The organism is Nitrospirillum iridis, assembly GCF_014205765.1.
In the GTDB taxonomy this organism is placed as follows: domain Bacteria; phylum Pseudomonadota; class Alphaproteobacteria; order Azospirillales; family Azospirillaceae; genus Nitrospirillum; species Nitrospirillum iridis.
Genome location: NZ_JACIIZ010000008.1, coordinates 101,616 through 119,959, shown reverse-complemented (window position 1 = coordinate 119,959; position 18,344 = coordinate 101,616). Strand labels below are relative to the sequence as shown.

Genomic DNA, 18,344 nt, shown 5'->3' with positions numbered 1-18,344 from the left:
TTTCACCCAGTGAGCGATGCCATGACCGACGAGCACCGTGACGCCCCAGGCCCCGATGGCGACGCCGGTTCCGGGACCATTACCGGGACTATTCCTGGGGGACCCGACGCCGGTGCCGTCACGGGTGCCGTGACGGCGGCGCCCGTGCCCGCCGGCGCTGTTGGCACCGCCACGCGCGAGGGCGAAATCCAGGAGGGGGTCGACCCCTTCGACTATGCCGAATCCATCGTCCGCGACTTGGCTCTGCATGTGGGCAGCCGGCTGCGCGACCTGCGCACTGACCTGACGGCCATGCATTCAGCGGTCGTTTCGCTCCCGGAAACGATGCGCATCAACGCCCTGGGCCAGTCGATCCAGGAATTGCGGGAACGGGTGGCCCACCTGACCGGCGTGGTCAGCCACCATGCCGCCCGCCCGACGGAAGAGACGGAGCGCCTGTTTCGCGGCGTTGGGGAACTGTCGCGCAGCCTGGGTGACATCACCCAGCGTATCGGTGTCCTGGAGAACTGGCTGACCCATGCGAAGGCGGTCAACGGCGTCCTGTTGCCCGATGTTCCGCCCGGACCCTTGCCGGAACAGTTGAACCAGCTGGTCGACCATCTGCACGAATCGCTGCTGCGGGTGGTCAATGCCGTGCGCGCCACGCAACTGGACGTCCGTGACCTGCGCGAACAGGTGAAGGGGGGCGTCGCCCCTGCCGCCGCGCCCACCCCGTCCAAGGCGGCGGCCCCTGACGCGGGCGCCGTCCCGGCCACCGTGCAGGCCCTCGCCGGCCGACTGGACGCCGTCGAGGAAAAGCTGCGGCGTCCGGCCGCCCCGGCGGATCGGGCGGACGGCTCCACCGCCGGTCTCGCCTCCCTGTTGTTCGGTGCCTGGCCCAGCCTGATGCGGCCGGCGGGACCCGAGGCCCTGGCCCAGGCGGTGTCGTCCGTTCTGTCCAGCGTGTCCCATATCCTGGGCGCCACGGTGCAATTGCCGCAGACGCCGCAGGATGGCGGCCTGGTGGCGGTGGCCACCGGCCGGCACCGGGGCATGCCGCTCGCCATCCTGGTGGGTGTTGAGGATTTGGGCGGCCGTACCTGGGTGCTGGGGGATGAGGGCGACACCCTCGCCGATAGCGGCTTTCCCCGAATCTCCACCCTGCGCGGCCTGATGAATGCCGCCGCTCTGGTGGAAAAGAGCCGGCCCGGCACCCTGGCCGTTTCCATTCTGGTTTACGGCAACGGCGTCATCAGCCAGGCGCCCACCCGCGCGGCGCTGGCCACCCTGGCCCAGGCCGCCGGCATCCCCGGTGCCGCCGGCCGCACCCTGCTGGTGAGCGCCGGCGACCTCACGGCGCCGGGCCTGCTGCCCGTGGCCGAGGTGGGCGGGGCCGTCAGCGACCTGCAGTTCGACTGACGGTCCGGGATTCATACCCAAAAGGAAAGGGGCGCTATCCGGTCGGATAGCGCCCCTTTCCTTTTGGGACCGACCCTCCCGGAGGAAGGTCGAAGGGCTTGGCGACCTTATGCCGCCAAGCCCTCAAACAACCGCTTACTCAGCCGCCTTGGGCTCGTTCAGCATGTTGCGCAGCACGTACTGCAGAATGCCGCCGTGCTTGAAGTAATCGACCTCGTCCAGGGTGTCGATGCGGCACAGCACCGGCACGGTCTCGACCTTGCCATCCGCGCGGGTGATGGTCAGGGTCAGGTCCATGCGGGGCTGCAGGCCGGCCTCGACGCCGGTGATGTCGATGATTTCCGTGCCGTCCAGGCCCAGGGACTTGCGGTTGGTACCGGGCTTGAACTGCAGGGGCAGGACGCCCATGCCCACCAGGTTGGACCGGTGGATACGCTCGAAGCTTTCGGCCACAACCGCGCGGACGCCCAGCAGGCGGGTGCCCTTGGCGGCCCAGTCACGCGACGACCCCGTGCCGTACTCCTGGCCCGCGAACACCACCAGCGGGGTGCCCTCGGCCTGGTACTTCATGGAGGCGTCATAGATGGACATGACGTCGCCGGTGGGGATGTACTTGGTCACGCCGCCTTCGACGCCCGGCACCATTTCATTCTTGATGCGGATGTTGGCGAAAGTGCCGCGCATCATGACTTCGTGGTTGCCGCGGCGGGCGCCGTAGCCGTTGAAGTCCACCGGCTCCACGCCGTGGCTGATCAGGTAGGTGCCAGCGGGGCTGGTCTTCTTGATCGAACCGGCGGGGGAGATGTGGTCGGTGGTGATGCTGTCGCCCAGGATGGCCAGCGGACGGGCCTTCTTCACGTCATGCACCGCACCCGGGGTGGTGGTCATGCCCTCGAAGATCGGCGGCAGCTTCACATAGGTGCTGTCGTCTTCCCACTTGTAGGTCAGGCCGGTGGCGGTCTCGATGGATTGCCACTGCTGCGGACCCAGGAACACGTTGGCGTAGCGCGAGCGGTACATCTCCGGCGTCAGCGACGCGGTGATGGCGGCCTCGATCTCGGCGGACGACGGCCAGATGTCCTTCAGGAAGACTTCCTTGCCGTCCTTACCGGTGCCCAGGGGCTCGGTCGTCAGGTCCTTGCGCAGGGTGCCGGCCAGGGCGTAGGCGACGACCAGCGGCGGGGACGCCAGGTAGTTGGCCTTCACCTGCGGGTTGACGCGGCCTTCGAAGTTACGGTTGCCCGACAGGACCGAGCAGGCCAGCAGGTCGTTGGCGTCCACGGCGGCGCTGATGGCGTCCGGCAGGGGGCCGGAGTTGCCGATGCAGGTGGTGCAGCCGTAGCCGACCAGGTTGAAGCCCAGCTTATCCAGGTAGGGGGTCAGGCCGGCGGCGTTCAGATAGTCGGTCACCACCTGGCTGCCGGGGGCCAGCGAGGTCTTCACCCACGGCTTCGTGGTCAGCCCCGCCTCAACCGCCTTCTTGGCCAACAAGCCGGCGGCCACCAGCACGTTGGGGTTGGAGGTGTTGGTGCAGCTGGTGATGGCGGCGATCACCACGTCGCCATGGTCGACGGTGAAGTCGGAACCGGCCACCGGGGCGGGGTTGCTGCCGGGCTTGCCGGCGTAGTCCTTGGCGAAGACGCCCTCGAACTCGGCCTTGGCGTTGGACAGCAGCACCCGGTCCTGCGGACGCTTCGGGCCCGCCAGCGAGGACTCGACGCTGTTCAGGTCCAGTTCCAGGGTGTCGGTGAACACCGGTTCCGGGCTGCTGGCGTCGCGCCACATGCCCTGGGCCTTGGCATAGGCCTCCACCAGGGCGACGCGGTCGGCGTCACGGCCGGTGAAGTTCAGGAAGCGGATGGTCTCGGCGTCGATCGGGAAGATGCCGCAGGTGGCGCCGTATTCCGGGGCCATGTTGGCGATGGTCGCGCGATCGGCCAGGGTCAGGGCGTCCAGGCCGGGGCCGAAGAACTCCACGAACTTGCCCACCACGCCCTTCTTGCGCAGCATCTGGGTGACGGTCAGCACCAGGTCGGTGGCGGTGGCCCCTTCCTTCAGCTTGCCCGTCAGGCGGAAGCCGATGACTTCCGGGATCAGCATGGAGATGGGCTGGCCCAGCATGGCCGCCTCGGCCTCGATGCCGCCCACGCCCCAGCCCAGCACGCCCATGCCGTTCACCATGGTGGTGTGGCTGTCGGTGCCGACCAGGGTGTCGGGGTAGGCGACGGTGGCGCCGGTCTGGTCGCCGTCGGTCCACACGGTCTGGGCCAGGTACTCAACGTTCACCTGGTGGCAGATGCCGGTGCCGGGGGGCACGACGCGGAAGTTGTTGAAGGCCTTCTGGCCCCAGCGCAGGAAGGCGTAGCGTTCGCCATTGCGCTGGAACTCGACATCCACGTTCTTCTGGAACGCCTCGGGGCCGCCGAAGTAATCGACCATGACGGAATGGTCGATGACCAGGTCCACGGCGGTCAGCGGGTTGATCCGCTCCGGCTTGCCACCCAGGCCCACCATGGCCTCGCGCATCGCGGCCAGGTCGCACACGGCGGGAACGCCGGTGAAGTCCTGCATCAGCACGCGGGCGGGGCGGTAGGCGATCTCACGGTCGCTGCGGCGGTCGACCAGCCACTGGGCGGCGGCCTTCACGTCGTCGACGCTGACGGTGCGGCCGTCCTCGAAGCGCAGCAGGTTCTCCAGCAGCACCTTCAGGCTGTAGGGCAGGCGGGACAGGTCGCCCAGGCCGGCTTCCTCAGCCGCCTTGAGGCTGAAGTAGTCATAGCTCTTGCTGCCGACGCTCAGGCTGCGGCGGGTTTTCAGCGTGTCGTGACCGGTGATCGTGGACACAGGAGTGGCCTCCTAGGGGAAGGGGATGGTGCCGCGCCGCCGGCACCCTTCAGCGGGTGTCATGGCCGGTGATGCGGACGGCCCTTCCGGCCCCCTCGTGAGCGCCCCCTTATGAAATAGGAATACCGGGCTGGGGACGCCCTTGAACGAAGGTCAGGGCGGAAAGGCGCGCGCGCGAGGTTTACCGCTTTTTGCGCCTGCGATCAAATGCCCGGAGGGTTGTGGCAGGGGCATCACCGCATGTCTCCCCTGCCGAGATTCGCCAGCCCCCAGTGGGCCGGTGGCCGGGCTTCACCCGTCCTCTTGGCGTCCCCCGTCGGAAGGGTCTCAAATCCCCTTGATCAGGTCGATCAGATGCTGGGCGAAGGGCGCCACCTCCAGCCCGCCGTCCCAGATCATGTGGCAGGCGACATAGGCGATGATGGCCAGGCCGATATAGGAGATCCAGAAATAACGGGCCAGCAGCCGGGCGATCAGGGTGGCGGCCGCCCCCATCAGGGCGACGGACATTACCAGGCCCAGAACCATGACCCAGGTGTGGTCCTCGGCGGCGCCGGCGACGGCCAGAACGTTGTCCAAGGACATGGAGACGTCGGCCAGCGCGATCTGGCGGACGGCGGTGCCCACGCCCTTGCCCGCCAGGGAGGGCAGGTGGCCGCCTTCGGCCTGCGCCGGCTCCTTGCCGTGGTTGCGCAGTTCGCGCCACAGCTTCCAGCACACCCACAGCAGCAGCAGGCCGCCGGCCAGGGTCAGGCCGATGATGTCCAGCAGGCGGGTGGCCAGCAGGGCGAAGCCGATGCGCATGATGACGGCCAGGCCGATGCCCCAGAAAATGACCTTGCGCCGCTGCGCGGCCGGGACGCCTGAAGCGGCCATCCCCACCACCAGGGCGTTGTCGCCGGCCAGGACGAGGTCGATCAGCAGCACCTGGATCAGGGCGGTCAATTCAGCAAGCAACATGGGGTCAGCCGTTCCGGTCGTGGATTGACGCCTTCATACCACGGCCGCGGCATAAGCGCGCGCCGGATCGCAACCGCAATGGCCCAAGGCTGGCGGCGGCTTTACCTGATGCGGCGCCCAATTGATAATGTATTTTGGATAAAATACGGCCCGCACACTTCAAGAAGTGGCGGGCCGAGAGTTTTGGCAGTTGGGTCCTGCTCTGTGATACAGGACACCCTACCTAAAGCTCATGGCGTAAAAGTTGTCAAGCAATGAACCGGTAGCAAAAGGATATGTATTCTTTTACGCGACGCCGCGTTTTCAATTCCTTTCCTAAGATCGTAGCTCTTCCGCCAAATGATGAACGGGTTAATTCATCTAGTCTGAACCTTTGGTTGGGGTTGATTTGGCAACTTTGGCGGCATTCGCGTCGCGAAATTAAGCTAAACGCCTAACGCATAAAGAAAAAGAAAACAGGGTTCCCGTTCCGGGGCACACGCCTGCCGCGAACGCGTTCCTATGCTATGGGGGTAGTTCGATTGCCGGGGGCGCGGGCCGGCCGGCGGCAGGGCCCGAATAGAGGCCATGCGCCTCCCCGGCTCGGAACAGGCCTGGTTTGCAGGCACGACAACGCACCGAGTCGCCAAACTCGGGAGGGCGTCCCGGATTTTCCATGGACGGTAGAACGTCAGGGCGAATCACGCGACGGCGGAATCGCCCTGACGGTGGGTTGGTATCAGTTCGCCTCGCCGCCGCGGGGGCGGGTGGGTTCCACCAGGCGGCCGGTGGCATCGAACTGCACCATTTCGGCGATGTTGGTGGCCAGGTCGCCCACCCGTTCCAGGTTCTTGGCGATGAACTGCAGGCTGGTGCAGGCCTCGATCAGGCTGGGGTCCGTGGCCACGCAGGCGAAAATCTCCTGCGTCACCCCGGCATGCATGTCGTCCAGTTCCTGGTCGCGGCGCCAGACGTCCGCGGCCAGCGCGGTGTCGCGGCGGGTGAAGGCGTCGATGGCGTCAATCAACTGCCGGCGGGCCAGGGTCGACAGCCGACCCACCGAGGCCGTGGCCTCTATCACCGGGACGCTGTTCAGCACCAGGGCGCGCTTGGCCATGTTCTTGGCATAGTCGCCCACCCGCTCCAGGGCGTTGGAGGCCTTCATGGCGGCCAGCGTGTGGCGCAGGTCGATGGCCATGGGGTGGCGCAGCGCCAGCAGGCGGATGATCAGGCTTTCCACCTCATGCTCCAAGGCGTCCAGCACCTGATCCTGGGCCACGGTCTCGCGTGCCAATCCATCATCGCGCTCCAGCACGGCGCGGGTTGCCTGTTCCAACTGCTGTTCGGCCCGCCCGCCCATTTCCGCCACCAGCGCGTCCAGGCGCTGCAGCTCGTTTTCATAGGAGGTGACGATGTGACGGGGCAGCGGCTCGGACATGGGCGTGCATCCAGCGAAGGGGTGGAAACCAGGGTGGCGCCACCATACCGTCATCATATTGCAATCGTGCGACCGTACGCCGCAGGAACGGCGCATTTCCCGCCCGGCAGGGCGTTCGATCATGCGGCGATGCGGGAATGGTGGGAAGGATGGTGCCCCAAGTCGGATTTGAACCAACGGCCTACCGCTTACGAAGCGGTTGCTCTACCACTGAGCTATTGGGGCGCCCCTTGGAATGGAGGGGGGTATTATCAGACCGAAACGCGGATGGCAACAGGCCGCTGCGGTCTTAGTCCATTTAGTTCCCTCGGGGTGCCTGAGGAACGCCCCCGGGACGCCCTGGGGGGCCGCTCGGGTGGCGGAGCTCCGGTGGGCCGCCGCCGCTCAGGTCGCGGCCAGGATCGCGTCCAGGAAGGTGGCGCCGTAGCGTTCCAGCTTGCGCACGCCCACGCCCGGCAGCAGGCCCAGACTGGTCAGGTCGCGCGGCCGGTTGATCACCATTTCCATCAGCGTGCTGTCGTGGAAGATGACATAGGGCGGCACGCCCTGGGCCTTGGCCAGGTCCAGGCGCACGGCCTTCAGGCGGTGCCACAGCGTGTCGTCCGGCGGTGACAGTGTGGGGCCGGCGCGGCCGCCGCCGCTGGCCCGCCCGGCGCCACGCCGCCCATCGCCCGACAGCACCGCGCGGTCGCGGCGCAGGCGCACGGTTTCCTGTCCCTTCAGCACAGATGCCGCCTGGTCGGTCAGCATCAGGCCACCATGGCCCTCCGGGTCGGCCGTGAGATGGCCCAGCGCCACCAGTTGGCGGAACACCGTCTGCCAATCGCTTTTGGGGATGTCGGCGCCACAGCCGAAGGTTTTCAGCTGGTCGTGGCCGAAGCGCACGACCTTCTCGGTGGCGCCCCCGCGCAGCACGTCGATCAGGTGGCCCACGCCGAACTTCTGGCCGGTGCGGTAGACCGCCGACAGGGCCTTCTGCGCCGCCACCGTGCCGTCCCATGTCTCCACCGGCTCGAAGCAGGTGTCGCAGTTGCCGCAGTTGCCGGGATGCTCCTCCCCGAAATAGGTCAGCAGCACCTGGCGGCGGCAGTGGGCGGTCTCGCAGAAGCCCAGCAGCGCGTCCAGCTTGCGCCGTTCCGTCCGCTTGTGCTGCTCGCTGCTGTCCGACGCGTCCATCATCTGGCGCAGCATGACCACGTCCTGCAGGCCGTACAGCATCAAGGCGTTGGCGGGCAGTCCGTCGCGGCCGGCGCGGCCCGTCTCCTGATAATAGGCCTCCAGGCTCTTGGGCGCGTCCATGTGCGCCACGAAGCGGACGTTGGGCTTGTCGATGCCCATGCCGAAGGCGATGGTCGCCACCACCACCACGCCCTCGCCCTTGATGAAGCGGTCCTGGTTGGCCTGGCGGATGGCCGGGTCCAGGCCGGCGTGGTAGGGCAGGGCGTCCAGTCCCTGTTCCCGCAGCCAATCGGCCAGCGCCTCCACCCGGGCGCGCGACAGGCAATAGACGATGCCCGCGTCCTCCGCATGGTGGCGGCGGATGAAGTCCAGCAGCTGTCGACGCTCATTGTCCTTGGGCGCCACGCGATAGGTGATGTTGGGCCGGTCGAAGCTGGAGACGAACTGCCGCGCCTCACCCAGGGCCAGGCGTTCCACGATGTCGGCCTGGGTCTGGGCGTCGGCCGTGGCCGTCAGGGCGATGCGCGGCACGGTGGGGAAGCGTTCATGCAGCACCGACAGCTGCAGATACTCCGGCCGGAAGTCGTGGCCCCACTGGCTGACGCAATGCGCCTCGTCCAGCGCGAACAGGGAGATGCGCGACCGCTCCAGCAGTTCCAGGAAGCGCGGGGTCACCAGCCGCTCCGGCGCCACGTAGAGCAGGTCCAGGTCGCCGCGCTCGCAGGCCCGCTCCACGTCCAGGGCCTCACGCCAGTCCAGGGTGGAGTTCAGGTAGGCCGCCCGCACCCCGGCCTGACGCAGGGTGTCGACCTGGTCGCGCATCAGGGCGATCAGGGGGCTGACGACGATGGCGACCCCCGGCCGGGCCAGCGCCGGAATCTGGAAGCACAGCGACTTGCCGCCGCCCGTGGGCATCAGCACCAGGGCGTCGCCGCCCTGGATGACGTGGGTGATGATGTCTTCCTGGTTGCCGCGGAAGGCCGAATAGCCGAAGACGCGCTTCAGGATGTCACGGGCCGCCGTCACCGGGTCCCGCGTCACCTGGGGGCCTTCGTCGTCCGGCCAGTCGCCGTGGACGATGCTGGGCTCGGGCGCTTCGCCGTAATGGTCCGGCACGAAGTCGCCCATGTCCGGGTGGCCGCTCTCCGGAAAATCGGGTTCCTGATCGAACAGGCTGGTGGGAAGGGGCCGGGCGTTGGACATGACGGCTCTGGGGCAGGGGCCGGCCCCAGGCAGGCCAAAGGGGCCAGGATGCCAAGGCAGGGGCCAGGGATAGCGGGTATCGGCGCAGGATAAGCCCATATCTAGGGGCCATAGGGGGGCTATGTCCACTGCTTCCTGTGGGGCGGGTCTCATCGCCGGAACATCCAGGGAACGTCGGCGGTTTCGACGTGTGGGCGTGACGCTGTTTCAGCGCGGGCCGCGTCGCCGTCGCCGGGAGCCAAGGGGCCGTCGACGCAATATTCTTGAACATTTTGGCGGAGTGTGTGAATGGATATTGCGGAAATGTGACCGGTATCGTTTGGTGCCCTCACCCTTCATTAAGGGCCTTTTCATCCTTACCCAGCTAGGATAAGGGACGAGGCCGAGTTGAAAGGCCGCCTACCCCCTTGGAGATGGACCCCGAGGCTGGCAGTTGGGTAAGCGGCGTGCCTGGGGCCGCCTTCGCGGCAAGCCTGCTGTCCCCGAGACGCCGACCCCAAGACACAAGGGGCCCCCGGCGCCGCCACGTCCAATGACGAGGATGATCCGCGTGCTGTACCAGCTGTTTGACCTGCACCATGCCGCTTTGACCCCGCTCCGCCTGGTGGCGGAGGCGACACAGGCGACCTTCCGCCACCCCTTCGTCCCCGCCTCCTACACCGGGATGGGCCGTGCCATGGCCGCGGCGGGCGAACTGATCGAGCGCACGACGCGCCGCTGGGGCAAGCCGGACTTCGGCCTGAACATCACGCACATCGATGGCCGCGAGGTGGCGGTGACGGAGGAGGCGGCGCTGCGCAAGCCCTTCTGCGTGCTGCGCCACTTCCAGCGCGCCACGCCGCACAGCGACCCCAAGGTGCTGGTGGTGGCCCCCATGTCGGGCCACTACGCCACCCTGCTGCGCGGCACGGTGGAGGCGCTGCTGCCCGCCCACGACGTCTACATCACCGACTGGATCGACGCGAAGCTGGTGCCCCTGTCGCGGGGCCGCTTCGATTTCGACGACTACGTCGAATATGTGATGGATTTCATCCGCTTCCTCGGGCCTGACACCCACGTCATCGCCGTCTGTCAGCCGGCCGTGCCGGTGCTGGTGGCGGCCGCCGTGATGGCGCAGACCGAGGATGCCTGCCAGCCGCGCAGCATGACCCTGATGGGCGGCCCCATTGACACCCGCGTGTCGCCCACCCAGGTGACCCAGCTGGCGGAAACCCGCGACATCGGCTGGTTCGAGCGGACGGTGACCACCTCGGTCCCGGTCTACTATCCGGGCGCCATGCGCCACGTCTATCCGGGTTTCGTGCAGCTGACCGGCTTCATGTCCATGAACCTGGACCGGCATGTCGGCGCGCATGTCGACCTGTTCAAGCACCTGGTGCGGGGCGACGGTGAGAGCGCCGAGTCGCATCGCCGCTTCTACGACGAATACCTGTCGGTCATGGACCTGACGGCGGAGTTCTATCTGCAGACGGTGCAGATCGTGTTCCAGGAACACAATCTGCCGAAGGGCACCCTGGAATACCGGGGCGTGCGGGTCGACCCGTCGGCCATCAAGAAGACCGCGCTGTTCACGGTGGAGGGGGAGTTGGACGACATCTCCGCCCCCGGCCAGACGGTGGCGGCGCATGCCCTCTGCTCGGGCCTGCCCGAGACGCTGAAGCAGCACCACCTGCAACAGGGCGTCGGCCACTACGGCATCTTCAACGGCCGGCGCTGGCGGGAGCACATCATGCCCCGCGTGCGCGACTTCATCCGCAGCCACGAGCGCGCGGCCCAGTCGCGCCGGGATGTGGCCGTCTGATCGGGTGACCTCTGGTCTGGACATGAAAAAGGGCGGCTCCGACGGGGCCGCCCTTTTTTCATGGAAATATCGATTCTGTTTGGTTGACGGATAGGGCTATTTGGGGCCAGCGGCGACGCAGACGGAATTGATCAAGCCGTCCGTCTTTAACCGACCGATTATCGCTTCGGCCATTTTCTCGGCTGGAGACCATTGGTGATGAAGGTCAATGATGGCCGTCCAGACCACTGATTTGCTTTTTAGATCAGTAAGCCGCAACTGATAGTGGATGATGTAGGTAGCTCCCTGGGTCTGCGCCGACAGCCAGCGGATGCTAAGCACGGAATCAGGTCCGAACTTCCGAATCCGATCCGGCATCGTGTCATTCAACGCTAGCGCGTCTCGTGTGTGAAAATCGGAGTCGGTGCCGCAGGACGCTAGTGTGTTTTTGACTGTGGCGATGAAATCACCAGTTTCGTCATCGACGGTTGTCCGCAATCCCTCGCCCATGTCCATGTCAATGAACAGGCGCTTCACCGGGCCTGTAAACTGCGCCGATTTGGTTGATTGGACGGTGGTGCTGCTGCATGCCCCCAAAGGCGATGTCACCAGAAGGGCACAGAGGATGATGCCGCGGGTTTTTTTGGTAAGCACGTGACCAACAGGCATTTGCCTATCCATGGGTTGTGGAATGGGGAAATTAGCGCTTGGCCGAGGGGCCGGCGCAGGTGGCGCTGATCAGGGCGTCTTTTTTCATGCGGCCTACCAATGCACCGGACAGCTCTTCGGACGCCTTGAAATACTGGGTGAGGGTGATGTTGGCCTTCCAGACGACGGACTTGCTCTGGGCATCGTAGAGGGACGCCAAGTAGTCAATGATATGGCCGTTGGTTCCCTTGCTCTCCTTGACCCATGTGATGGTCAGGATGGTGTCGGGAGCAAATTCAGCGATGCGCTGCGGCGTGGGATCATTCTGGGCTTGGGGAATTTTTGCGTAAGAGGCCGATTGAATTCCGCATTCTGCCAAGCTGCGGCTGACCCCGTTCAGAAAGGCGTCTGTCTCGTTCCCTTCAGATGTATATAAGGTCATGCCAAGATTAGCGGCGATGAATAATTTGTGTATATTGGCGACGTACTGGGGAGACTTGTTCGATTCAACGGTGCTTGTTGATGTGCACCCGGAAATGGAAAAGAGTAAGGCGGCAATAGTAAAACCCTTCAGAATGTTCATCTTTGTCTGGCTTCTTTTTTTGAGGTCATTTGAAATATAATGGCTTTTCAGCGCGATCCTGGCAGAGTGACGCTCCATCTTCGCTTGCGATAAAGCAAAGATGCTTGCGTTTTTGTCAACGACGACCTCGCGATCGCTCGATCGACCGGCATGCGTCAAAGCGTCGCACGCCCTACGCCCGTATGACGTAGCGCACGAAGCCATCGGCGCCGTCGGTCACGCTGTCGTACAGGCGCCGGGCGGTGGTGTTGGTCTCCTGCGTGTGCCAGTAGATCCGGCCCCAGCCCTGTTCCCGTCCCAGGGCCACCAGCCGCCCGATCAGCGCCCGGCCCACGCCGCGACCACGCGCGGCGGGGTCGGTGAACAGATCCTCCAGATAACAGATCAGGCTGACGCCCCAGGTGTTGGGGTGCAGGACGTAGTGGCAGAAGCCGAGGATGCGGCCATCGGCCCCGCGCGCCACCAGCGCCCTGACAGCCGACGTGGGGTCCATCAGCCGGGTCCATAGCGTGGATGTCACGCCCGGATCGACGCTGACCTGGTAAAAGGCGCAGTATTGGTCCCATAAGGGACGCCATGCGGCCTCGTCAGCCGGGCCGATGGGCTCTATCTTAATTTCCAGGGCGGTCGCCTCGGTCATGGCCATAGGGTGATCTCCGCTTAAGGCCTTTAGACTCTGTTGAAATCCACACACTTACGTTAGATTGCCGGCCCACATGCGTACACTTGTCCATCATCCCTTGTCGCCGTTCGCGCGCAAAGTGCGCGTCGTCCTGGCGGAGAAGCGCCTTGAGGTCGACCTTGAGGTCGAGAAGCCGTGGGAACGCCGTGAGGAGTTCCTGGCGCTCAACCCCGCCGGCGAGCTGCCGGTGCTGATCGAGGATGACGGGGCGGCGGTGGTGGAGCATGCCGCCATCTGCAATTACCTGGAAGAGGCCTATCCCCACGCCCCGACGCTGCTGGGGCGCGAGGTGCTGTTACGGGCGGAGGTGCGGCGCCTGGCGGCCTGGTTCGACGTCAAGTTCAACCTGGAAGTGACGGAGAACCTGGTGGGGGAGAAGCTGATCAAGCGCTTCTCCGGATACGGCACGCCGCATGCCCAGGCCATCCGCGCGGGCCTGGCCAACATCCATTACCACCTGGACTACATCGCCTATCTGGCGGACCGGCGCAAATGGCTGGCGGGTGATGATTTCTCGCTGGCCGACATCGCGGCGGCGGCGCACCTGTCCACCATCGACTATCTGGGCGATGTGCCCTGGGACCAGCATCCCGAGGCCAAGGACTGGTACATGCGTATCAAGTGCCGGCCCAGCTTCCGTCCCCTGCTGGGCGACCACCTGCCGGGCGTCCCCCCGCCCAAGCACTACGCCGATCTGGATTTCTAGGACGCGACCGGGGCCGTGCCTTGTCCAGCCTGACGACAGGCCCCAAACCGCGGGCTTGCCGTTCAGCCATTCCGCCGTTTTTTCCCGCCATAAATCCGCCGCGCCCCTGTGCCACAAGCATGGGACGGCCTGGGCATTCCGCCCCGGCCCCGAACGGATGGGTGGACCCCGATGCGTCGCCTGCTTGCCGCCTCCCTGATCGCGACCGCCAGCTTGGCGGCCCTGCCCCTGGCCAGCGCCCCGGCCATGGCCCAAATGATGGGCCAGCCGGCGCAGGACCAGGTGACCCTGACGCTGACGGCGGAGGACTGGGTCAAGACCGACACCGCGCGCGTCAGCCTGACCGTTGATGCCGGTGGCGGCAATGCCGGGTCCGCCCGCGCCGACGTGCTGAAGGCGGCGCAGGCCGTTTCCGACAAGGGTGAATGGCGCGTGGTTTCCTTCGATCGCCAGCAGGATGCCGCCGGCCTGGACCATTGGCGGGCGGAGCTGGAGGCGCGCCTGCCGGAAACCCAGCTCGGCGGCCTGGCCGACCGGGCGCGCCAGGCCAGCCGCGCCGGCCTGCAGATCAAGGTGGCGGGCATCGACTTCACCCCCACCCTGGCGGAGCAGGAGGCCGTGCGCGCCCGCCTGCGCGAGGCCCTCTACCGCAGGGTGACGGAGGAAATGAAGGCCCTCAACACCGCCTTCCCCGGCCGTGACTTCCGTGTGGGCCGCGTGGATTTCAACGCGGCGGTGATGCCGATGATGCAGCGCGCGCCGATGATGGCCATGGCCAAGATGGCCGACGCGGCACCCGCTGAGGGCGGCGGGGGCCTGGACGTGGCGCAGAAGGCCACGCAGTCGGCCCACGTGACCTTCAGCGCCGTCGCCCCCGCGCCGGCCGGCCGCTGACGTGTGCCGCTGACGTGTGCCACTGACGTGTCAGGTGCGGCCGGCGGCCCGCTCCGCCGCCAGCTGGTCGTCCAGTCCCTCGCGATAGCTGGGATAGCGCAAGCTCACCCCCAGCTCCGCCTTGATGCGGGCGTTGGCGATGCGCTTGTTCTCGCCATAGAAGCTGGTGGCCATGGGCGACAGGGCCGCCTGCTCGAACGGCACCAGGGGCGGCGGCTCCACGCCCAGCAGCTGGGCGGCATAGGCCACCACCTCGGGCGAGGGGCAGGGGTGGTCGTCGGCCACGTTGTAGATCGCGCCGGGGTTGGGGGCCGTCATGCTGGCCATGACGGCGCTGCCCAGGTCGTGGATGTGGATGCGGCTGAACATCTGGCCCTTCTTGTCCACCCGCCGGGCGGTGCCTGCCCGCATCTGGTCCAACGCGCTGCGCCCCGGGCCATAGATGCCGGGCAGGCGGAAGCGGTGGACCGGCAGGCCGTGCGCGTCATGCAGGGCCATCCACTGCGCCTCCGCCACGGCGCGGGCCTGGCCCCGCTCCGTCGCCGGTTGCACCGGGGCCGATTCATCCACCCAGCCGCCGTCCTGGTTGCCGTAGACGCCCGTGGTGGAGAGATAGCCCACCCAGCGCAGGTCCGGCAGGGCCAGGATCTCGGGCGTCAGGGCCGCCAGCACGACGTCGCCCGTGGCCGTCGGGGGCACAGAGTCCAGGAGGTGGGTGGTGCCGGTCAGCGCCGCCGGGTCCAGGGGATGCCCGGGGGCGAAGACATGGGCCTCGATGCCCCGGGCGCGCAGGGCGGCGGCCTTCTCCGCTGTACGGCAGGTGCCGGCCACGTGCCAACCGGCGCTTGCCAGGCGGTGGGCCAGGGCCGTGGCGCTGAAGCCCAGCCCGAAGCAGAACAGGCGGCCGGGGACGGGGGGCAAGGGCATGGTGACAGGCTCCGTTAACCAAAAGGGGGTGCGCATCGGCGCCCCCCGCAACCAGAAGATGGCAGGGACCCGCGCCAGCCGCGACGGCGCCGCCCGTGCTATCCTCGTGACCCGTTGCCGCATCCCCCTGGAAGCGGTCCCGGCATGAAAGCACTTGCGATCCATCCGCCGTTCGGGACTCTAGGCGCCATGATGATTACCCTCAAGCACACCCTCACTTTTTCGGCTGCCCGTCTTTCCGCCCGTCGGCTTACGGCCGGCGCGGCGCTCGCCGTCCTCTGCGGTATCGCCGTTCCCGCCGGGGCCGTGCCCGTGGCGCTGAACCGCGACACCTGCCTGGAGCGGGCCAAGGAACTGCCCGACTTCGCCTATGCCGAGGCCAAGCTGTGGGAGAGCAAGGGCGGCGGCAACGACGCCCGCCTGTGCCAGGCCATGGCCCAGCTGTTCCGGGGCGAATACAAGGAGTCGGCCGTGGCGCTGGAGGCGGTGATCCCTGATCTGGGCCTGCCGCCCAAGGTGACGGCGGGGCTATGGGGCAAGGCCGGCTGGGCCTGGTTCAACGCCAAGGACCATGCCAAGGCCGATGTGGACTACACCAAGGCCATCGGCCTGCAACCCACCGACCCCGACCTGCTGATCGACCGCGCCACCGAGCGGGCGGGGGCGGAGCGCTGGTGGGACGTGCTGCGCGACCTGGACCGGGCGCTGAGCCTGGATGGCGGCCGGGTGGAGGCCATCGTCCTGCGGGCGGAGACCAAGCATCGCCTGGGGCGGGATGTCGAGGCCGGGCGCGACTTGCGCATGGCGCTGTCGCTGGACCCGGACAACGGCCAGGCCCTGCTGCTCAGCGGTAACATCAAGGCCGACCGGGGCGACAAGCCCGGCGCCAAGGCGGACTGGACCCGCGCGGTGCAGGTGGCTAGCGCCAGCCCCGCCGGCATCGCCGCCCAGGACAATCTGCTGCGCCTGGATGGCAAGGACCCGTTGAAGGATGAGGTCGCCGGCAAGGGCGACGCGAAGGCCGGGGACAAGCCCAAGTCCTGACCGGCGCTTAACCCGGAATGCGGCGGGCGCCGCCGCCCGGCGCCTGGTCCAGCCGCCGCCGCTCGATGAAGCCGACCGTCAGGCCCTGTCCGGTATGGACGCGCACCTTCACCCAGCCGGTCGGGGTGTCGTCGGACAGCACCTCCAGGTCCGTGGTCGGCGGCAGCAGGGTCAGCGCGGCCTGCTCATTGGTGGGGGCGGGGTAGAGGAAGGCGCTGCGGCCGGTCACGGTGGCGTGGGGCCTGGCCTGACCGGTGGGCGAGGCCGCCGGCGGGAAGACACCCGTGGCGGCCCCCACGGCGGCCCCCACGGCGATGGTTCCCGCCACGGCCAGCAGGGCGGCCTGGGCATAGCCCTGCCGGCGGCCGCGGGGCGCGGCCCTCACCCCGGGGGGCGGGGGCGGCACGGCGGTGGCGCGGGCCTGGTGCTGGACCGCCACCAGTTCACTGACCAGCTGGCCCGCCTGATCCTCCGCCTTGTCCGCCCGGGCTTGCGCGGTGCGCAACGCGCGCAGGGCCTCCGCCCGCTGGCGTTCCAGGGCGATGATGCGGTCCTCCATGAGCCTGGCGTCCGGCGGTGGCGGTGCGGCGACCGGACGATAGATCACCCTGGCCGGGGACTGGATCCATTGGCCGACATCGTTGAAGCCCAGGCCCCGTTGTGGCAGCAGCCGGCGCAGCTTGGCCAGCGCCGTGACCGCCTCCCCCTCGAAATTCGATCCCAGCAGACGGATGAATTTCGCCACATGGTCGCGATTGGCCTGGTCGCTGTCGGTCTTCATGCTTCCGCCTCGACAATCCGTGCGCGAATGTAACGATAAGGCGCTGCCCGGGTTCCCTGGAAAATCGTCGGAAGCCGAAAGGCTGAGGGGTACCTGCCGGTCAGGTCGGAACCACGGCCTTTGGCGATCAGTTCGGCGGAAAGGCGGCGAAGATATCCTGCCGCTGCCACAATCCGGTCCAACCGCCGCCCCCATCCCTTGGGACTATGACCCTGCGCCCCGATGGTGGGACGCCGACAAGACCACCCGATCCAAGGATCAAGACCATGAGCATGTTCGCCCACCGCCGTCCCCTCCTGGCCCTCGCCGCCGCCACGGCCATGATGGTGTCGTATGGGGCGTTCGCGGCGGATACCCCCGCCGCTCCTGCGACCACCACCCCGGCGACGGCGCAGAAAGCCCCCGAGGCAGCCCCCGCCGCCAAGCCGGCGGTCGAGGCCAAGGCCACCGAGGTGAAGACCGACGCCAAGGCCGGGGTCGAGGCTAAGGCAACCGAGGCTAAGGCCGATGCCAAGGCCCCCGAGGCCAAGGGCGAGGCCAAGGGCGAGGCCAAGACCACCACCCACCACCACGCGAAGAAGGCCAAGGCCCACGTCGGCGCCGAGACCACCGCGCCCAAGAAGTAAGCCGCCTTCTGATCTGTTCCAGCCAGGACGGCCCCGGCCCCAGCGGTCGGGGCCGTTCCTGCTTTCAGGGGTCAGGCCAGCGGTAGGGGGCGCGGCTCCGGCTCGCCCTCCAGGTCCGGCGCCGCCATGGGCCGCACGGCGGCCAGGCGCTGCACCACGGCGGCGCGGGGCAGTGAAATCTCCCCCTGCTCGAACGCCACCACCTGCAGGCCGGCGTCGTTGGCCAGGGCCAGCAGTTCGCCGGAGCGGAGCAGGAAGGCCGGGCTGGATGGCCGGCCGTGGCGCTGGTTGCCCTGGGCGAAGGTTTCATAGAGCAGCACCCCGCCAGCGGCCAGCAGGCCGGGCAGGCGGGCCAGCAACGGCCGGTTCAGGTAGTTGGTGACGACGATGCCGGCATAGGGCCCGCCCAGATCAACGGGCGCGCCGCCCTCCAGGTCCGCTGGGCGGATGGTGATCCCGGGTTGGCCTTCCAGGTCGGCCATGCCACGGGTGTCGATGTCCACCGCCGTCACGGGATGGCCCAGGGCGTGGAACAGCCGGGCATGCCGCCCTCCCCCACAAGCCACGTCCAGAACGGCGCCGCCCCGGGCAACCAGCGGAGCGAAGCGCTGGACCCAGGCGGAGGCCTGGCCCCGTGGATCATGGTGTGGCGCTGGGGGCATGGGGTGTCCT

Annotated in this window: 16 protein-coding genes and 1 tRNA gene; 6 read left to right on the top strand and 11 right to left on the bottom strand. The window is 67.4% G+C overall.

The features are described from left to right. Positions 1 to 21 precede the first annotated feature (21 nt). Positions 22 to 1,398: a hypothetical protein gene (locus FHS74_RS15220; RefSeq protein ID WP_184801999.1), complete on the top strand. Its 1,377-nt coding sequence runs from the start codon at positions 22 to 24 to the stop codon at positions 1,396 to 1,398. Between the two features lie 135 nt (positions 1,399 to 1,533). On the opposite strand, the gene acnA is transcribed toward FHS74_RS15220, so the two are convergent. From acnA to recQ, 5 genes are all read right to left on the bottom strand, one after another. Continuing rightward, positions 1,534 to 4,242, bottom strand: coding sequence for an aconitate hydratase AcnA (gene acnA / locus FHS74_RS15215; protein WP_184801997.1), 2,709 nt, complete (start codon positions 4,240 to 4,242; stop codon positions 1,534 to 1,536). A 327-nt stretch (positions 4,243 to 4,569) separates the two neighbouring features. Further along, positions 4,570 to 5,202 carry a TerC family protein gene (locus tag FHS74_RS15210; protein ID WP_184801994.1) on the bottom strand — a complete coding sequence of 211 codons (633 nt, stop codon included), beginning with the start codon at positions 5,200 to 5,202 and terminating at the stop codon, positions 4,570 to 4,572. A 718-nt stretch (positions 5,203 to 5,920) separates the two neighbouring features. Then, positions 5,921 to 6,619 carry a phosphate signaling complex protein PhoU gene (phoU, locus tag FHS74_RS15205; RefSeq protein ID WP_184801993.1) on the bottom strand — a complete coding sequence of 233 codons (699 nt, stop codon included), beginning with the start codon at positions 6,617 to 6,619 and terminating at the stop codon, positions 5,921 to 5,923. A 150-nt stretch (positions 6,620 to 6,769) separates the two neighbouring features. Beyond that, positions 6,770 to 6,844: transfer RNA gene (locus tag FHS74_RS15200), tRNA-Thr, on the bottom strand. A gap of 159 nt (positions 6,845 to 7,003) precedes the next feature. Further along, positions 7,004 to 9,001, bottom strand: a complete 1,998-nt coding sequence (gene recQ, locus FHS74_RS15195) for a DNA helicase RecQ (RefSeq protein ID WP_246463153.1) — start codon at positions 8,999 to 9,001, stop codon at positions 7,004 to 7,006. Positions 9,002 to 9,542: 541 nt separating this feature from the next. Between recQ and FHS74_RS15190 the strand changes: the two genes are divergently transcribed. Next, positions 9,543 to 10,802: a polyhydroxyalkanoate depolymerase gene (locus tag FHS74_RS15190; protein WP_184802368.1), complete on the top strand. Its 1,260-nt coding sequence runs from the start codon at positions 9,543 to 9,545 to the stop codon at positions 10,800 to 10,802. 96 nt (positions 10,803 to 10,898) lie between these two features. Here the strand turns inward: FHS74_RS15190 and FHS74_RS15185 are convergent, their stop codons facing one another. The 3 genes from FHS74_RS15185 to FHS74_RS15175 are packed head-to-tail and all read right to left on the bottom strand — an operon-like array spanning position 10,899 to position 12,658. Continuing rightward, positions 10,899 to 11,450, bottom strand: a complete 552-nt coding sequence (locus FHS74_RS15185; protein ID WP_184801991.1) for a hypothetical protein — start codon at positions 11,448 to 11,450, stop codon at positions 10,899 to 10,901. A 31-nt stretch (positions 11,451 to 11,481) separates the two neighbouring features. After that, on the bottom strand, positions 11,482 to 12,171 hold the full coding sequence (locus tag FHS74_RS15180; protein ID WP_184801989.1) for a hypothetical protein: 690 nt from the start codon (positions 12,169 to 12,171) through the stop codon (positions 11,482 to 11,484). Positions 12,172 to 12,184: 13 nt separating this feature from the next. Then, positions 12,185 to 12,658: a GNAT family N-acetyltransferase gene (locus FHS74_RS15175; protein WP_246463152.1), complete on the bottom strand. Its 474-nt coding sequence runs from the start codon at positions 12,656 to 12,658 to the stop codon at positions 12,185 to 12,187. Positions 12,659 to 12,728: 70 nt separating this feature from the next. Between FHS74_RS15175 and FHS74_RS15170 the strand changes: the two genes are divergently transcribed. Further along, a complete protein-coding gene (locus tag FHS74_RS15170) occupies positions 12,729 to 13,400 on the top strand; it encodes a glutathione S-transferase family protein (RefSeq protein ID WP_184801988.1) in 672 nt (223 codons plus the stop codon). A gap of 171 nt (positions 13,401 to 13,571) precedes the next feature. Continuing rightward, on the top strand, positions 13,572 to 14,294 hold the full coding sequence (locus FHS74_RS15165) for a hypothetical protein (RefSeq protein ID WP_184801986.1): 723 nt from the start codon (positions 13,572 to 13,574) through the stop codon (positions 14,292 to 14,294). Between the two features lie 30 nt (positions 14,295 to 14,324). Here the strand turns inward: FHS74_RS15165 and FHS74_RS15160 are convergent, their stop codons facing one another. Beyond that, positions 14,325 to 15,221 carry an SDR family oxidoreductase gene (locus FHS74_RS15160; protein ID WP_184801984.1) on the bottom strand — a complete coding sequence of 299 codons (897 nt, stop codon included), beginning with the start codon at positions 15,219 to 15,221 and terminating at the stop codon, positions 14,325 to 14,327. A 189-nt stretch (positions 15,222 to 15,410) separates the two neighbouring features. Here FHS74_RS15160 and FHS74_RS15155 point away from each other — a divergent pair, with 189 nt between their 5' ends. Further along, the gene (locus tag FHS74_RS15155) at positions 15,411 to 16,265 is read left to right on the top strand and encodes a tetratricopeptide repeat protein (RefSeq protein WP_184801982.1); all 855 of its coding nucleotides are present in this window, start codon (positions 15,411 to 15,413) and stop codon (positions 16,263 to 16,265) included. Positions 16,266 to 16,272: 7 nt separating this feature from the next. Here FHS74_RS15155 and FHS74_RS15150 read toward each other — a convergent pair whose 3' ends face one another. Next, entirely contained in the window at positions 16,273 to 17,046 is a 774-nt protein-coding gene (locus FHS74_RS15150) for a hypothetical protein (RefSeq protein ID WP_184801980.1), read from the bottom strand. A 266-nt stretch (positions 17,047 to 17,312) separates the two neighbouring features. Here FHS74_RS15150 and FHS74_RS15145 point away from each other — a divergent pair, with 266 nt between their 5' ends. Next, entirely contained in the window at positions 17,313 to 17,672 is a 360-nt protein-coding gene (locus FHS74_RS15145) for an acid-shock protein (protein WP_184801978.1), read from the top strand. A gap of 71 nt (positions 17,673 to 17,743) precedes the next feature. Here FHS74_RS15145 and FHS74_RS15140 read toward each other — a convergent pair whose 3' ends face one another. Continuing rightward, the gene (locus FHS74_RS15140; protein ID WP_184801976.1) at positions 17,744 to 18,334 is read right to left on the bottom strand and encodes a class I SAM-dependent methyltransferase; all 591 of its coding nucleotides are present in this window, start codon (positions 18,332 to 18,334) and stop codon (positions 17,744 to 17,746) included. Positions 18,335 to 18,344 lie beyond the last annotated feature (10 nt).

What these genes read in the sequence shown, in the direction of transcription:
- FHS74_RS15220 (WP_184801999.1), top strand. Translation starts at nt 22, where the DNA reads ATGACCGACGAGCACCGTGACGCCCCAGGCCCCGATGGCGACGCCGGT.
- FHS74_RS15210 (WP_184801994.1), bottom strand. Translation starts at nt 5,202, where the DNA reads ATGTTGCTTGCTGAATTGACCGCCCTGATCCAGGTGCTGCTGATCGAC.
- phoU (WP_184801993.1), bottom strand. Translation starts at nt 6,619, where the DNA reads ATGTCCGAGCCGCTGCCCCGTCACATCGTCACCTCCTATGAAAACGAG.
- recQ (WP_246463153.1), bottom strand. Translation starts at nt 9,001, where the DNA reads ATGTCCAACGCCCGGCCCCTTCCCACCAGCCTGTTCGATCAGGAACCC.
- FHS74_RS15190 (WP_184802368.1), top strand. Translation starts at nt 9,543, where the DNA reads ATGATCCGCGTGCTGTACCAGCTGTTTGACCTGCACCATGCCGCTTTG.
- FHS74_RS15185 (WP_184801991.1), bottom strand. Translation starts at nt 11,450, where the DNA reads ATGCCTGTTGGTCACGTGCTTACCAAAAAAACCCGCGGCATCATCCTC.
- FHS74_RS15175 (WP_246463152.1), bottom strand. Translation starts at nt 12,658, where the DNA reads ATGGCCATGACCGAGGCGACCGCCCTGGAAATTAAGATAGAGCCCATC.
- FHS74_RS15170 (WP_184801988.1), top strand. Translation starts at nt 12,729, where the DNA reads ATGCGTACACTTGTCCATCATCCCTTGTCGCCGTTCGCGCGCAAAGTG.
- FHS74_RS15165 (WP_184801986.1), top strand. Translation starts at nt 13,572, where the DNA reads ATGCGTCGCCTGCTTGCCGCCTCCCTGATCGCGACCGCCAGCTTGGCG.
- FHS74_RS15160 (WP_184801984.1), bottom strand. Translation starts at nt 15,221, where the DNA reads ATGCCCTTGCCCCCCGTCCCCGGCCGCCTGTTCTGCTTCGGGCTGGGC.
- FHS74_RS15155 (WP_184801982.1), top strand. Translation starts at nt 15,411, where the DNA reads ATGATGATTACCCTCAAGCACACCCTCACTTTTTCGGCTGCCCGTCTT.
- FHS74_RS15150 (WP_184801980.1), bottom strand. Translation starts at nt 17,046, where the DNA reads ATGAAGACCGACAGCGACCAGGCCAATCGCGACCATGTGGCGAAATTC.
- FHS74_RS15145 (WP_184801978.1), top strand. Translation starts at nt 17,313, where the DNA reads ATGAGCATGTTCGCCCACCGCCGTCCCCTCCTGGCCCTCGCCGCCGCC.
- FHS74_RS15140 (WP_184801976.1), bottom strand. Translation starts at nt 18,334, where the DNA reads ATGCCCCCAGCGCCACACCATGATCCACGGGGCCAGGCCTCCGCCTGG.